The sequence below is a fragment of the Chromohalobacter canadensis genome (assembly GCF_029544075.1).
Taxonomy (GTDB): domain Bacteria; phylum Pseudomonadota; class Gammaproteobacteria; order Pseudomonadales; family Halomonadaceae; genus Chromohalobacter; species Chromohalobacter canadensis_A.
The window spans coordinates 87042-102222 of sequence record NZ_JAJQJH010000004.1 but is presented as its reverse complement, the minus strand read 5'-3'; the positions used below and the strand labels follow the sequence as shown (position 1 = coordinate 102222).

Here is a 15181-nt window from a genome sequence, read left to right as displayed (position 1 = left end):
TTACATCTCCTCGGGTGCGCTGACGCCCATCAGGTCGAGGCCGTTGCGCAGCACCTGGCGCGTGGCCAAGCCCAGTGCCAGCCGGGCATTGCGCAATTCATCGTCGTCGACCATGACTTTGACCGCGTTGTAGCAGGTGTGGAAATCGGAGGCCAGGTCCATCAGGTACTGGGCGACCTGCTGTGGCTCGCGGGTCTGGGCAGCCCGTTCGACGACCTCCGGGTAGCGTGCCAGGCGATTCATCAGATCCTTTTCCTGCTCGGTGTCGAGCCGACTCAGGTGCTGCATACCCAGCGCATGATCGAACGCCTTGGCGTCGGATTCGGCGCGGCGCATCATGCTGCACACGCGTGCATGGGCATACTGGATGTAGTAGACCGGGTTGTCGTTGGACTGCGAGCGGGCGAGGTCGATATCGAACGTCAACTGCGAATCGGCACGCCGTGCGGCGAGGAAGAAACGGGTGGCGTCGCGGCCCACTTCATCGATGAGATCGCGCAGGGTCACGTAGCTGCCGGCACGCTTGGAGAGCTTGACCTCGACCCCGGAACGGGTGACCAGCACCATCTGATGCAGCACGTAGTCCGGCCAGCCTTGCGGGATGCCGGTTTCCAGCGCCTGTAGGCCGGCCCGCACCCGGGTGACCGTGGAGTGGTGATCGGCGCCTTGCTCGTTGATCACGGTGGTGAAGCCGCGCTGCCACTTGTCGAGGTGGTAGGCGACGTCCGGCAGGAAATAGGTATAGCCGCCATCTTTCTTGCGCATCACCCGGTCCTTGTCGTCACCGAAATCGGTGGTGCGTAGCCAGGTGGCGCCGTCCTCTTCATAAGTATGACCGCCGTCGACGAGTGCTTTCACCGTGGCGTCGACCTTGCCGTCGTTGTACAGCGAGGACTCCAGGAAGTAGACATCGAATGCGACACCGAACGCCTTGAGGTCGAGATCCTGCTCGCGACGCAGGTAGGCGACGGCGAAGTCCTGGATGGCATCGAGATCCTTGGCATCGCTTTTGCCGGTGACTTCTCGATCATCGGCGGTAATCGTCTCACCGGCCAGATACGCCTTGGCGACATCGGCAATGTAGGCGCCGCGATAGCCGTTTTCGGGCCACTCGGCGGCCTCCGGCGTGAGGCCCTGAACGCGAGCCTGGACCGACAGCGCGAGGTTCTGGATCTGGGCACCGGCGTCGTTGTAGTAGAACTCGCGGGTGACATCGAAGCCAGTGGCTTCCAGCAGCCGGCACAGGCAGTCGCCGATGGCGGCGCCACGCCCATGGCCGACGTGTAGCGGCCCGGTGGGGTTGGCGGAGACGAACTCTACCTGCACCTGCTGGCCCTGGCCGCTCAGGCTGCGCCCGTAGGTATCGCCGGCATCCAGAATGCTGGGCACGACCTGGGCGACGGCGTCGGTGGCGGCGAAGAAGTTGATGAAGCCGGGGCCGGCGATGTCGACCTGGCGTATGGCGCCGTTTTCCGGCAGCGCCGCGACCAGTGCCTCGGCCAGCTCGCGTGGCTTGCGTCCGGCCGGCTTGGCCAGGGTCAGCGCGAGGTTGCTCGCGTAGTCGCCATGGGCCTTGTCCTTGGTCGGTTCGACCTTGATGGCAAGCGGAGTGTCTTGGGGAAGAATGCCTTGCTGCTTGAGCTGCGTACCGGCCGCGTCGAGCAGTTCGATGATGGTGTCTTTCATGGAATTCCGATGTCCTGTGTCTGGCGCGCGACAGGCCGGCGAGCGCCAGGCTGCGCTAAGAGCGTTAGGTCGCCTATTATCGGCGATTGGCCGACGCCTTTAAACCCAGCGACGCGATGTGTCTTTCGTTGCCGTTCGTGGTGGCTGATATGAGCGGTGGCTCCCTGTCAACTCAGCGTTTGTGGGTCGACATCCAGCGAGGCGCGTACGCGCCGACTATCGGGGTGATTGTCCAGCCACTGCACGAGCCAGGCGCACGCACGGTGCAGGGCGCTGCGGCGCGTGTCGGAGAGCATCAGCTGCATGTGATAGCGATTCTGGCGCCGCTCCATGGGCGCCGGCACCGGCCCCAGGCAGGTGACCGAGGTGTCCTGCGTATTGAGCCATTCGCGCAACGCCTCGGCGGCGGCGGTGGCGAATTCGGTGACGTGTCCCTCGCGTGCGGCTTCGAAACGGGCCAGCGCCAGATGACGATAGGGTGGTAGGCCGGCCAGGCGCCGTTCTTCCAGCAGTTGGCTGGCGAGCGCTTCATAGCCGCTGTCGGCGAGCAGGCGCAGATTGGGGTCGTCGGGGTGTAGGGTTTGGACCAGCACGCGTCCGGGATGCTCGGCACGGCCGGCGCGACCGGCGACTTGCACCAGCAGTTGGGCACTGTGCTCGAGGGCGCGGAAGTCGCTGGCGTAGAGACCGGCGTCGGCGTTGACGACGACCACCAGCGTGACATGTGGCAAGTGATGGCCCTTGGCGAGCATCTGGGTGCCGACCAGCAAGCTGGGTTCGCCGCGTCGAATCTCGCGCAGGATATCCTCGAAAGCTTGCTTGCGCCGGGTGCTGTCGCGGTCGATACGATGCACGGGCGTCTCGGGGAATAGTGCGGCCAGCGTTTCCTCGGTGCGTTCGGTGCCGCTGCCCAGTGGGCGCAGGTCGCCACTGTCGCATTCCGGACAGGCATCGGGCAGCGGACGGTGAAAGTCGCAATGATGGCAGACCAGTTCCTGAGGTTGGCGATGCAACGTCATGCGGGCATCGCAATGCGGGCACTCGACCAGCCAGCCGCACGCATGGCACGCCAGGGTGGGAGCGAAACCGCGCCGGTTGATGAAGACCAGTACCTGATTGCCCGCGTTCAGGGTCTGCCGAATTGCTTCGATGGCGGGGGCGATCAAACCGCCCTGGCGGTGGCGTCCGCGTAGGTCGATCAGCTCCAGGCGTGCCGGGGCGTGCCGGTTGGCGCGTTGCGTTAGACGCAGATGGCGGTAGCGGCCGCTGCGTGCCTGAGCGAGCGTCTCCAGCGCCGGTGTGGCGCTGCCCAGTACGATGGGGATGTTCTCGCGATGCGCGCGCGCGATGGCCAGGTCACGGGCGTGGTAGCGGAGGCCTTCCTGTTGCTTGAAGGAGCCGTCGTGTTCCTCGTCGATGACGATTACCCCGGCAGCGGACAGGGGGGTAAAGACCGCCGAACGCGTACCGATGACGATCGGGGCTCGGCCGGTACGCGCGGCATCCCAGGCATCCAGGCGTTCGAGATCGGTGAGTCCCGAATGCAGGGCGACCACCGGGACCCGGAAGCGTTGGCGGAAGCGGGTCAGCGTTTGCGGTGTCAAGCCGATCTCCGGTACCAGCACCAACGCCTGACGGCCTCGCGCAAGCACCGCCTCGATGAGTTGTAGATAGACTTCGGTCTTGCCGCTGCCGGTAACGCCATGCAGCAGGCACGGGTGGTAGCGCTCGAGGCCTTCGTGAATCTCGGCGAGGACGCCTGCCTGTTCGCGGGTTAGCGGCAGTGAGGGTTCGGCGAGCCGCGAGCCGGATTCTTCCTCGGTGGCCGTCAGGCGTTCTTCGTGGCACTCGACGAGATGCTTGGCCTGCAGGCCTTCGAGCTGCGCGCGGGTGAAGCCTTGCGCGGTAATCGCGCGCGTCATCAAACCACGTGGGTGCTGGTGCAGCATCGCCAGCAGTTCGGCTTGGCGAGGTGCGCGCTCGAGCGGGCCGGTATCGCCGTCGCGCGCGATCCAGCGCTCCTGATGGCGCGCCTGCAATGGCCGCCCCTGGCGCAAGGCGACAGGCAGTGCCTGGGCGATGGTGTCGCCCAGCGGGTGTTGATAGTAGCGCGCGGTGAAGCGACACAACCACCACCAGTCGTCGGGCAAGGGGGCATCGTCGAGACACGCCAGTACGGACTTGAGTTGTGCGTCCGGTACGTCGCTGCGTTCGGGGCACTCGACCACCACGCCGATGAGCTGGCGACGTCCGAACGGCACCTTGACGCGAAGCCCAGGGCGCCAGCCACAAGCGGGAACCTCTCGGCAGGGGCGATAGTCGAAGAGGCGTCGCAAGGGCGTGGGCAGGGCGACCCTGAGTAGGCGCGGCGTATGGTCGGTGCTCGACAAGAGTCCTCCGAAAGGGCGGTGGCACATGGCGTTGCAGGCGCCACGCGTCTTTTCAGCGATATCACGGCACTGCTATAATGCGCGGCCCTTCGGTTGTGGGCCAAGGCGAGTATCGTCGGGGTCGCATGCCGAATCAATCGGTTGCATCTTTATCAACCCGTGTGCGGTGCCTGGCATCGACCAGGTGGCGGCGCACCATAGCGTGAGGCAGCAAAATGAAACAAGCGATCCATCCCGAATACAAGAAGGTCTCCGCCACGTGTTCCTGTGGCGCGACTTTCGAGCTGGGCTCCACATCCAAAGACGATTTCTACCTGGATGTCTGCTCGCAGTGCCACCCGTTCTATACCGGTAAGCAGAAGCAGGCGACTACTGGTGGACGCGTCGAGCGCTTCAACAAGCGTTTCGGTGCGGCGCTCAAGCGCGACTGAGCCAAGCAAGAACCGCTACGTCGGCGATGTGCCGGCGTTCGAGAAAACCCGCCGGATATGGCGGGTTTTTTTATTTGTGAAAGTCGAAAACGGCGCTCCGATAAGGTTTGTTTTATGCCTGATTTGTCAGGCATAAGTTTCAACAAATGGCTGGTAATTGCTTCAAACGGTCGCTTAAAAGTCTTTAATGTCGCGAACTTGGCGTAAGTTGTTTGGCGGAATTTTTTTCTATATTCTGGCGATCATGCCTCCATGCAGACGATTGGAAAAAAGCTCATGAGTGACGAAAAAAGACAAGCAGCGCTGGATTATCACGCCAAGCCGATTCCCGGCAAGTTATCCGTCGAGCTGACCAAGCCCACCGAGACATCGAAACATCTGGCCTTGGCGTATAGCCCCGGGGTGGCCGAGCCGTGTCGCGAGATCGCCAAGGACGTGGAAAATGCCTATCTGTATACCGGCAAGGGCAACCTGGTGGCCGTGGTCTCCGACGGCAGTGCGATCCTAGGTCTGGGCAATCTGGGCCCCTTGGCCAGCAAGCCGGTCATGGAAGGCAAAGGCGTGCTGTTCAAGCGCTTTGCCGGCATCAATTCTGTGGACATCGAAGTCGATGCCGAGAGTCCGCAGGCCTTCATCGATACTGTGGCACGCATCGCTGACACCTGGGGCGGCATCAATCTCGAGGATATAAAAGCGCCGGAGTGCTTCGAGATCGAGCAAGCGTTGATCGAGCAGTGCAATATTCCGGTCTTCCACGATGATCAGCACGGCACGGCCATCGTCACGGCCGCGGGGCTGCTCAATGCCCTGGATATCGCCGGCAAGCGCCTCGAAGATGCCAAGATCGTCTGTCTGGGCGCGGGCGCGGCGGCCATCGCCTGCATGAAGCTGCTGGTCTCGTGTGGTGCACGCGCCGAGAATATCTTCATGCTCGATCGCAAGGGGGTGGTACATAGCGAGCGTGACGATCTCAACCAGTACAAGGCGATGTTCGCCACCGAGACGTCGCGGCGTACGCTGGATGATGCCATCGAGGGAGCCGACGTCTTCGTGGGGCTGTCCGGGCCTAATCTACTCAAGCCCGAGCAGCTCGAGCGCATGGCGGCGAGTCCAGTGGTTTTTGCATGCTCCAATCCCGACCCCGAGATTCATCCGGACGTGGCCAACGAGACCCGCGACGATGTGATCATGGCCACCGGGCGTTCCGATTACCCCAACCAGGTCAATAACGTACTGGGCTTTCCCTTCATCTTTCGAGGGGCACTGGATGTTCGCGCCACGCGTATCAATGAAGAAATGAAAGTGGCGGCCGTGCATGCTTTGAAGGACCTGGCGCGGGAGCCGGTGACTCGCGAGGTACTGGATGGCTACGGCATTGAGTCACTGGAGTTCGGGCGCGGTTACATCATTCCCACACCGCTGGATTCGCGGCTTCTGGACCGCGTCGCTTCGGCGGTGGCGCAAGCTGCGGTAGATAGCGGCGTGGCGCGTAAGCCCTATCCGGCACATTATCCGTTGACCAGCATCAAGGATGTTTACGGGCCGCTATAGTTGCACGCCGAACAGACATGATACCTAAGGGCCGCTCCCGGAGCGGCCCTTTTTGGTTGTGGGGAAGGAGTGCATTACCAGCTGTAGAGCAGTGACATCGAGGTAGTGCGGTCAGTGTTGGCTTCGGCGCCGTCGGGCGGATTCGTGTTGTTCTTGACCTCAAAGGACATCTTGAGCGCCAGATGCGAATTGAGCTGGGATGTCAACGACGAAATCGAGCGCGTCGTGGTGTTGGGCGCGGCCGCTTCGACGGAAATTGCCTGCTCGAAGTAGGCGCCCTCCGAGATGTTCCAGCGATAGTCCAGAGCGGCGTAGGCCAGGCCGAGGTCATCTTCCTTGCCGTCCTCGTAGGCATCATGCCGGTAGCCTGGGCCGAATTCCGTGGACAGTGTGTGCGTCGGCCCGTCGAGCCACTGGCGGCCATAGCCGCCGATGGTGGTGAACTGGTACTCGTAACCGCTGAAACGGTCCTTTTCCCAGCGCCCGAAACCGAATAGATAGTGGGGGCCTTCCAGCTCATAACGCTCGCGGCCGCCCAATAGGTACTGTTCGGTACTGGTTTCATCGTTTTCCTGAACGCTGCGTGTCTCGCCGCGCAGCGTGTGTGTATGGCGTCCCGTCAGCCAGGTGAGGCGGCCCTTGGCGAGCAGCGTCCGACTGTTGCTGTTCCCGGAGAGGTGTGTATAGCCCAGCTCGGCCTCACCGCTCATCTTGGGGGCGTCGTCCTGCGGTGCAGGCGGTGCGTAGAACAAGTCGGCATGCACCGGGAGTGCGCCACCGAGCAGCATAACGAGCAATAACCATCGCGAGTCTCGCGACACGAGCATGGTGGACTCCCTTTCAAAAACGGTTCTCGGTCAGTGGTGTGGGAGCTGGCGCGCTCATGGGGTGGCCGTCGGGGCCACCCATGGGTAGTCGACTAGAAAATGGCATCGTAAGTGCCGGTTCCTTGGGAGCCGCTTCTATCTTCAAGTTCGGGTTGGATCGAACGCGGCTTGTAGTCGGGCAGATTGTCCTTGCGGAAGATTTCCTGCATGCCGCCCGGTTGATCGTTGTGCAGGCGCAGCCCGGTCTCGGGATCGATGCGGACTTTGACGATATCGTCGGGGCGCGAGGGCATGCTTTCGGGCTGGCCTCGAAGCGCCTCACCCATGAACGACTTCCAGATCGGCAAGGCGGCTTGTGAGCCGTATTCACCGGTCGTGGAATTATCGTCCTTGCCGACCCAGACGGTGGCCACCAGCTCATCGTTGAAGCCTGAGAACCAGGCGTCACGTTGATCGTTGGTGGTGCCGGTCTTGCCGACGATATCGGGACGATTGAGGTCGAGTGCGCCGCGCCCCGTGCCCTTCTCGATGACGTCACGCATCATGTCGCGGATGATGTACATCTCTTCGGGCGTGGCCACGCGCTCGGCGATACGACGGGTTTCGCCGTCGAGTGCGACGGTCTTCTGATCGGGGGCGCACTCCCGGCATGCCACCACGGGGTTGGCTTCTTCGACCAGTTCGTTCTGGCTGCCATGGGTGACCGACTGGATATACCATGGCGCGACCTTGAAGCCGCCATTGGCCAAGACGGAGTAGGCATTGGCCATTTCCAGCGGCGTCAGCGATGCGCTGCCCAAGGCGAGCGATAGGCCATGTGGCAGCCGACCCTTGGCGAAGCCGAAGTTCGTCAGGAATTCCAGCGTGTTATCCAGGCCTAGCGACTGCAGCACGCGAATCGTGACCAGGTTGCGTGACTGGTAGAGACCAACGCGCAACCGCGTGGGGCCGCGGAATTCGCCCTCGGCATTTTCGGGGCGCCAGTCGCCGCCGACATCGGACATGACCACGGGGGCATCGTTGATGATCGTGGCGGCGTTCATTCCGTTGTGCAGCGCGGCGAGATAGATGAAGGGCTTGAAGATCGAGCCCGCTTGGCGCTGCGCCTGGATGGCACGGTTGAACTTGCTCGACGAGAAGCTGAAGCCGCCCTGAAGGCCACGAATGGCGCCGGTTTTAGGATCCATGATGACGATCGCGGCCTGGGCGCCCGGCACCTGGGAGAGGCGCCAGTCGCCATCCTCGGTGCGCATGACGCGAATCAGGTCGCCACGCTGGGCGATGGCCTCGGCGTTGGCCGGTGTTTCGCCGCGCCATTCGGCGCTGTGGTACGTACGCGCCCAGTCAAGCCCATCCCAGTCGAGCGTTACTACGCCATCGTCACGCGTCAAGACACGCATCTGGCGGCCATCGGTGTCCACCACGATGCCGGGCTCGAGGGGGCCGTGCCGGGGAGTGCGATCGAGCATTTTGACCCAGTTGCTGACATCCCCGTCAATTCCCTCGACCGACTCCTCGCTGCTCTTGGCGGCCTGGCGTGCGGTCTCCATTACCTCGGGTGATTCGGACAGCTCTTCCTCGAGCCCTTGGGAATCCGTGCGCTCCTGGGCTTCCACCAGGCTCGAGGGAATATCGGTTTCCTCCGGGCCGCGCCAGCCATGACGGGTGTCGTACTCGATCAGTCCGTTCACGAGGGCGCTTCGCGCGAAGGTCTGCAGGCGACTGTCGATGGTCGTCTTGATCTGGTAATTGTCGGTATAAGCGTCGTCGCCGAAGCGTTCCATGGCATATTGGCGTGCCATTTCGGCGATATACGGCGCGTTGACTTCGTATTGTGAACGCGGCCGATGTGCGGTGATCGGCGCCTTGACGGCGGCCTGGTACTGAATCGGATCAATGAAGCCGAGTTCGCGCATGCGCAGCAATACCCAGTTGCGGCGAATCAATGAGCGCTCAGGGTTGTTCAGGGGGTTGAGCGCCGACGGGGCCTTGGGCAGGCCGGCGAGCATGGCCAGTTGCGGTAAGTCGAGCTCCGCAAGCGGCTTGTCGTAATAACTCTTGGCGGCGGCGCCGAGACCGTAGGCGCCATTTCCCAGGTAGATCTTGTTGACGTAGAGCTCGAGGATGTCCTGCTTGCTGAGCACCTGTTCCATTTGCAGGGACAGCAAGATTTCGCGGATCTTACGCGTAAAGGTTTGATCCAGCGTGAGCAGGTAGTTGCGGGCCACCTGCATGGTGATGGTACTACCCCCCGACTGGATGTTGCCGCTGGTGGCAAGCTCCATCGCCGCGCGTGCGAGCCCCTTGGGGTCGATGCCGGGATGTTCGAAGAAGCTGGCATCCTCGGCGGCCAGCAGGGCGTCGATGTAGGATTGGGGGATATCGTCGTAGCTCACCGGCATGCGGCGTTGCTCACCGAACTCGCCGATTAGCTTGTCGTCACGCGTGTAAACGCGTAGCGGTGTCTGCAGTTCGAAGCCCTGCAGTTGACGAACGTCGGGCAAGCCCGGCGCGAAATAGATACCGGCGCCGATGATGGCCAGTACGCAGCCCAGCCCTAAAGACACAATTAGCCATAGGATGGACGTTAACAAGCGTTTGAAAAGCTTCATGAAAAGGCGTTTTCCGTCGTCTCGGGTGGCGGTCTGGCCGCAATGAATGGTGCAATCCGTTGCCATCGGCATTATAAGAACGCAGCCGCATAGGGGCTAGCGTTGATGCAAATCGACTGTCACGGCAGTATGCATAATGTAACCTTACGCAATGTGGCGTGCCTCATACGATAGTGTGGCATGCTGATAATAAAGCGGCTTGCCCCGGCACAGGGGCAGCGGGTTGGCTCGACGAACGATAATACCGAGCGCCACGCCACGCCGAAGAATATCGCAGGGGTATGACAGTGTGGCGGTTTAAAAAGTCCCAGCAAGGCCTGGTAGGGGTGGATATTACCTCGGCCACCGTCAAATTGATCGAGCTTGATCGCGCGGGGGCGGGCCAACGTATCGCCAGCTACGCCGTGCGCCCATTGCGTGAAGGTGCGGTAGTTGAACGGCGTATCCGCGATCTCGACGAGGTGGCCGCAACGTTGACACGAGCGGTCGAGCATGCGCGTCCGCATTCACGGCGCGCGGTGGCGGCAGTTCCCGCCAGCGCCACGATCACCAAGACGCTGACCTATCCGGTGACGCTCAGCGACGATGAAATCGAGGCTCGCATTCAGCTCGAGTCCGAGCGTCACATCCCGTTTCCGCTCAATGAGGTGGCCTTCGATTTCCAGCGCCTGGGGCTCAACGCACGCTATCCCGACCAGCAAGATGTCTTGTTGGTGGCGTGTCGTTTGCAGGACGTCGATCATCTCGCCGACGTCCTTCGCCGTGCCGGCCTCGAACCCGCCGCAGTCGATGTCGAGTCCTTCGCCATGGAACGTGCGGCCAGTGAGCTGTTGCGTGACGAAACGCCGTCCGACCAGACGGGAGAGTGTGCCGCGCTGGTCGATATCGGCGCCAATATGAACGCCTTCCATGTGCTCATCGATGGGCGCATCGCCTATACCCGTGACAACGTGCTGGGCGGTCGCCACTTGACCGAGGAGATCCGCAAGCGCTATGGCCTGAGCCTCGAAGAGGCGGGGTTGGCCAAGAAGCGCGGCGGTTTGCCCGAGGATTACGAGCATGAGGTGGTGATGCCATTCATCGACATGCTGATCCAGCAAATCGGCCGCTCGCTTCAGCTTTATCATACCTCGGGAAAGCCCCGTGATATCCAACGCCTGATCCTGGCGGGTGGCTCGAGTGTCATCCCGGGGCTGCGTGAACGACTCGCCGCGCAAAGCGGGTTGGATGTGGTGATGGCCAATCCGTTCGAGCGCATGCGGGTGGCGTCGCGTGTTGACGTTCAGGCGCTCGCCAGCGATGCGCCGGCGATGCTCACCGCGTGTGGTCTGGCGATGAGGGGGCGGCGATGAGTATCGAAATCAACCTGTTGCCGTGGCGTGAAGCGCATCGGCAGCGGCGCACGCGGCGCTTTTATATGGCTCTGGTGGGCGTGGTCGTGTTGGCGTTGCTGTGTGCCTTGGGGGTGTCGCGTTGGTATCAAGCGGGGATCGATGCCGAACGTGGTCGTCTGGCCCTGATCGAGCGTCGTATGGAGGTGCTCGAAAAGGACATCGACACGGTCAAGGACTATCGCGAATTGCGGGGGCGAATGCTCGAACAGATCGGCCTGATTCGTGAGCTGCAATTCAGCCGTCCACAGACGGTGCGTATCTTCGATCAGTTGGCGGCCACGCTGGTCGATGGCGTGCATTACGATCGCTTGGTGCGGGAAGGTGATCGACTCGAGCTCAGTGGCCTGGCGCGCTCCAATCGGCATGTGTCCGAGCTGTTGCGGCAGCTCGATGCCTCGCCTGTGTTCGGCACGCCGGTTCTTTCCGACGTACAGTCGGACGGCGGTGATGCGACGCTGAAGCGTTTCAATCTCAGTGTCGAGGCGCGTGCGCCTCGCCGTGATGCCGAGGAGGCGCCATGAGTCTGCGCTCACAGTGGCGACAGTTGCGCGAGGTCGAGTGGCGCGACCTGGATCTCAAGGAAGCCGGTACCTGGCCGGCTTTGCTGCAGGCGCTGTGTTTGGTGGCGCTGTTTCTGACCGTCTTCTGGGTGGCCCAGTGGTACGTCGCCGCACCGCGTCATGAAACCCTGGACAGCTTGCAGGGGCGCGAGGGCGAACTGCTCCAGGAGTACGAAACGCGCGCTTACCAGGCGGCTAATCTCGAGCAGATGCGCATGCAGATGGCGGAGCTCGACACACGCATGCAGGCATTGCTGAAAATGCTGCCCGCCGACACAGAGGTTCCGGCGCTGCTGGATGACATCAGTGATGCGGCGCAGGACCATCGACTCGCCATCGAATCGATCCGGCTGCGCTCGCCAGTGCCGCAAGACTTCTACATCGAGCAGCCCTTCGATATCCAGGTACGAGGCGATTATCACGACATTGCCGCCTTTCTGGCCAGCGTGGCGGCGCTGCCGCGTATCGTGACCCTGCATGACTTCTCGCTGTCGCCGGTGGGCGATGGCGATACATTGCGTTTGTCGATACTGGCACGTACCTACAGCTATCGCGAAGGCGCCGACCCCAAGGCCGAGGGGCGTGACGATGACTGAATGGCTGACGATTTCTCGGCGGTGGTGTGTCCTGCTTGCGGGGCTGGCCGGGATGGTGCTGCTGGGCGGTTGTCGCGATGCCGAGATGACCGCCCTGGATGCGCACCTGAATGCCCTGCGCCAGCAGCCGGAGGGCAACATCGAGTCGCTTCCCCCTGCGCCGGTGTATCGCACGGCGCATTATTCACAGGCCCAGCAGCGTAGCCCGTTCCGTGCCGAACGCCGAGCGCAGGAAGGCGCCGCGACATTGTCGCAGGATGACGGCCCCGACCGTCAGCGTCCGCGTGAGCCCCTGGAGCGCTTTCCGCTGGAACAGCTCGAACTGGTGGGAACCTTGACGGTGGGCGGGCAGCCGTCGGCCTTGATCCGCGCGCCTGATGGCAACGTCTACCGTCTTTTCGAAGGCCATTATCTGGGGCCCGATTTCGGACGTGTCACGGCGATTCAGGACGCGGGCGTCGAGCTGGTCGAGCGGGTGCGTGATGGCGGCGCCTGGCGTCAGCGGCGGCGTACTCTGGAATTCAATGATTCATCGCAAGCCGCCGAATGATGGCGGTACGTACAGGCAGGAGAACCACATGATGCGAACGCTGCGCGAATGGCTGATGAGTGGGCTCTGCCTCGTGGGGCTGGTCGTCTGTGCCCAGGGACAGGCGGCGACGTTGACATCGCTCGAGTTCGCCCAGCGCGGGGATGGTGGAATCGATGCGCTGCTGGCATTCGATGGCCCCGCTCCTGAGCCGCATAGCTACCGAAGCGATTCGCCGGCGCAGATCGTCGTCGACCTGCCGGAAACGACAAATCAGATCGAGCAGCGCCGTTTCGGTATCGATCGTGATGGGTTGCGCGAGGTCAGCGTGGCCGAGACGGGGGAGCGGACGCGTCTGGTATTCGGTCTCGACGAGCCTTTGCCCTATTCGACTCAGCGTCAGGGGCAGCGCCTTCGCGTGCACTTGGGAGGGGATGCCGCTGAGCGCTCCACCGCGTTGACGCGCATTCGCGATCTTGACTTCCGGCGTGGCGATAACGGCGGAGGGCGCTTGGTGGTCACGCTCGACCGCGGTGGCGTGACGCCTGACACGGACACCGAGGGTAATACCTTGACGGTAACGTTGCCCGGTGTCCGGCTGCCCGAAGAGTTGAACAGTATTCTCGATGTAAGCGATTTCGATACGCCAGTGTCGCGTATCGTGCCACAGGGTGGCGATGAAGACGTGACATTGAGCTTTGACAATCGCGAGGCTTTTCAGCACCTGGTTACGCAGCGCGGCGATCAGCTGATCGTGGAGGTCCAGCCGCGCGATGATGATGCGCGCGCGTCAGAAGGTGACACGCAGGAGTATGACGGTGAGCCGGTCAGCCTCAACTTCCAGAACATACAAGTGCGCGAAGTGCTGTCGGTGCTTTCCGACTTCAGTGGGGTCAATATCGTCGCCAGCGATAGCGTCCAGGGCAGCGTGACGCTCAATCTCACGCAGGTGCCTTGGGATCAGGCGCTCGATTTGATCCTCAAGAGCCACGGCCTCGCCAGCCGTCGCGAGGGAGATGTGATCGTGGTCGCGCCCGCCGATGAGCTAGCGCAGATGGAGCGCCAGACGCTGGAGAATCGCGCCCAGTCCCAACAGTTGGCCCCGCTGAAGACCGAATACGTGCAGGTGCGTTACGCCAAGGCCACCGATCTCGCCACGATGCTGCGTGGCAGCGAAGGGTTCGGTTTGCTCTCCGAGCGTGGCCGCGTGACGGTCGATGAGCGGACCAATACCTTGCTGGTGCGTGATACGCCCGAGCAACTGGCGGGTATCCGTGACATGCTCGACAAACTCGATGTGCCGGTGCGCCAGGTGCAGATCGAAGCACGTATCGTCATCGCCCGTGACACCGCCTCCCAGGAGTTGGGCGTCAACTGGGGCGTCTCGCAAAGCCAGGGTGTTACCTTCGATGAAGATGGTGTGGGAAGCGTGGTCGATCGCAACCCCAGCGGTGCTAATCGTGGCTCCGCGGGTCTATCCGTCGACCTAGGCGATGGCGATGGCAGCGGCTCGGCATTCAGCTTCGGCTATCTTTCCGGCGATGTGCTGCTCGATCTGGAGCTGCGCGCCCTGGAAAGCGAAGGCAAGAGTCAGACCATTTCCCAGCCCAAGATCATCACCGCCAACCAGAAGAAGGCGGTGATCAAGCAGGGTCAGGAAATTCCCTACCAAGAGTCGACATCGTCCGGGGCGACCAACGTGGAGTTCAAGGAAGCCGTGCTGTCGCTCGAAGCCACGCCGCAGATCACTCCCGATGGGAGTATCGTCATGGACTTGCTGATCAATAACGACACCGTCTCCGATACCAGCTACGGTGATGGCGCCCCGGCGATCGATACCAATTCCATCGAGACCCAGGTGCTGGTCAACGATGGCGAAACGGTGGTGCTGGGCGGCATACTGACGTCTGAGCAATTGCGCAATCTCTACAAGACGCCGCTGCTCGGTGATTTGCCGTTCATCGGTTCGTTGTTCCGCTATACCCAGGAATCCAACGAAAAGGTAGAATTGTTGATCTTCATTACCCCCAAGATCATCGGAGACGAACAGGCGAATCGCTGATGCAGGGTCTGCCCACGATCATTCTCGTCGGCCCTATGGGCGCGGGGAAAAGCACCATCGGACGCCTGTTGGCAGCCGAGTTGAAGCGCGAGTTCTTCGATAGCGATCACGAAATCGAAGCGCGCTGCGGTGCCAATATTGCCTGGATTTTCGATGTCGAGGGCGAGCGTGGCTTTCGTGATCGTGAAACCCTCATGCTACGGGAATTGGCCGGCCGCGAGGCTATCGTCCTCGCCACTGGCGGCGGCGCGGTGATGCGCGAGGATAACCGCCAGGCGCTGCGCGAGCGTGGCACGGTGGTGTATTTGGCGACCTCGGTCGAACAACAGATTCGGCGCACGGCCCGCGATCGTAATCGCCCATTGTTACGTCAAGGCAATCCCGAGCAGGTGCTGCGCGATCTATTCGCCAAGCGTGACCCGCTTTACCGCGCCACCGCCGACCTGACGGTACGCACCGACCGGCGCGGTCCCAAGGCGGTGGTCAACGAGATCATTCGCCGCACCAAGCGTTTGTCCGATCCACTCGATCTAAAGGCTTGAT

The 15181-nt window shown here is 62.2% G+C and carries 12 protein-coding genes; 8 read left to right on the top strand and 4 right to left on the bottom strand.

Annotated elements, in window-relative coordinates:
* The gene (argS, locus tag LUN51_RS07985; RefSeq protein ID WP_277810841.1) at positions 1-1686 is read right to left on the bottom strand and encodes an arginine--tRNA ligase; all 1686 of its coding nucleotides are present in this window, start codon (positions 1684-1686) and stop codon (positions 1-3) included.
* Positions 1687-1853: 167 nt separating this feature from the next.
* Positions 1854-4103 carry a primosomal protein N' gene (locus tag LUN51_RS07980; RefSeq protein ID WP_277810840.1) on the bottom strand — a complete coding sequence of 750 codons (2250 nt, stop codon included), beginning with the start codon at positions 4101-4103 and terminating at the stop codon, positions 1854-1856.
* 188 nt (positions 4104-4291) lie between these two features.
* Here LUN51_RS07980 and rpmE point away from each other — a divergent pair, with 188 nt between their 5' ends.
* Positions 4292-4507 (top strand): 50S ribosomal protein L31, encoded by a 216-nt coding sequence (gene rpmE / locus LUN51_RS07975; protein WP_040239602.1) that lies wholly within the window; start codon positions 4292-4294, stop codon positions 4505-4507.
* Positions 4508-4783: 276 nt separating this feature from the next.
* The gene (locus tag LUN51_RS07970) at positions 4784-6058 is read left to right on the top strand and encodes a malic enzyme-like NAD(P)-binding protein (RefSeq protein WP_277810839.1); all 1275 of its coding nucleotides are present in this window, start codon (positions 4784-4786) and stop codon (positions 6056-6058) included.
* Positions 6059-6132: 74 nt separating this feature from the next.
* Here the strand turns inward: LUN51_RS07970 and LUN51_RS07965 are convergent, their stop codons facing one another.
* Together LUN51_RS07965 and LUN51_RS07960 are read right to left on the bottom strand one after the other, a co-directional pair.
* Complete coding sequence (locus LUN51_RS07965) at positions 6133-6885, bottom strand: DUF481 domain-containing protein (RefSeq protein ID WP_277810838.1); 753 nt, start codon at positions 6883-6885, stop codon at positions 6133-6135.
* A 92-nt stretch (positions 6886-6977) separates the two neighbouring features.
* Complete coding sequence (locus LUN51_RS07960) at positions 6978-9497, bottom strand: penicillin-binding protein 1A (protein WP_277810837.1); 2520 nt, start codon at positions 9495-9497, stop codon at positions 6978-6980.
* A 281-nt stretch (positions 9498-9778) separates the two neighbouring features.
* Here LUN51_RS07960 and pilM point away from each other — a divergent pair, with 281 nt between their 5' ends.
* From pilM to aroK, 6 genes are read left to right on the top strand one after another with little or no spacing between them, the layout of a single operon-like run.
* Positions 9779-10849: a type IV pilus assembly protein PilM gene (pilM, locus tag LUN51_RS07955; RefSeq protein WP_277810836.1), complete on the top strand. Its 1071-nt coding sequence runs from the start codon at positions 9779-9781 to the stop codon at positions 10847-10849.
* A complete protein-coding gene (locus LUN51_RS07950; protein ID WP_075367928.1) occupies positions 10846-11412 on the top strand; it encodes a PilN domain-containing protein in 567 nt (188 codons plus the stop codon). The genes pilM and LUN51_RS07950 overlap by 4 nt, the downstream gene beginning before the upstream one ends.
* Positions 11409-12047 (top strand): type 4a pilus biogenesis protein PilO, encoded by a 639-nt coding sequence (locus tag LUN51_RS07945; protein ID WP_277810835.1) that lies wholly within the window; start codon positions 11409-11411, stop codon positions 12045-12047. The genes LUN51_RS07950 and LUN51_RS07945 overlap by 4 nt, the downstream gene beginning before the upstream one ends.
* The gene (locus LUN51_RS07940; RefSeq protein ID WP_277810834.1) at positions 12040-12597 is read left to right on the top strand and encodes a pilus assembly protein PilP; all 558 of its coding nucleotides are present in this window, start codon (positions 12040-12042) and stop codon (positions 12595-12597) included. The genes LUN51_RS07945 and LUN51_RS07940 overlap by 8 nt, the downstream gene beginning before the upstream one ends.
* A 28-nt stretch (positions 12598-12625) precedes the next feature.
* On the top strand, positions 12626-14638 hold the full coding sequence (gene pilQ, locus LUN51_RS07935) for a type IV pilus secretin PilQ (RefSeq protein WP_277810833.1): 2013 nt from the start codon (positions 12626-12628) through the stop codon (positions 14636-14638).
* The gene (gene aroK / locus LUN51_RS07930) at positions 14638-15180 is read left to right on the top strand and encodes a shikimate kinase AroK (protein WP_040239614.1); all 543 of its coding nucleotides are present in this window, start codon (positions 14638-14640) and stop codon (positions 15178-15180) included. The genes pilQ and aroK overlap by 1 nt, the downstream gene beginning before the upstream one ends.
* Position 15181: the final 1 nt, after the last annotated feature.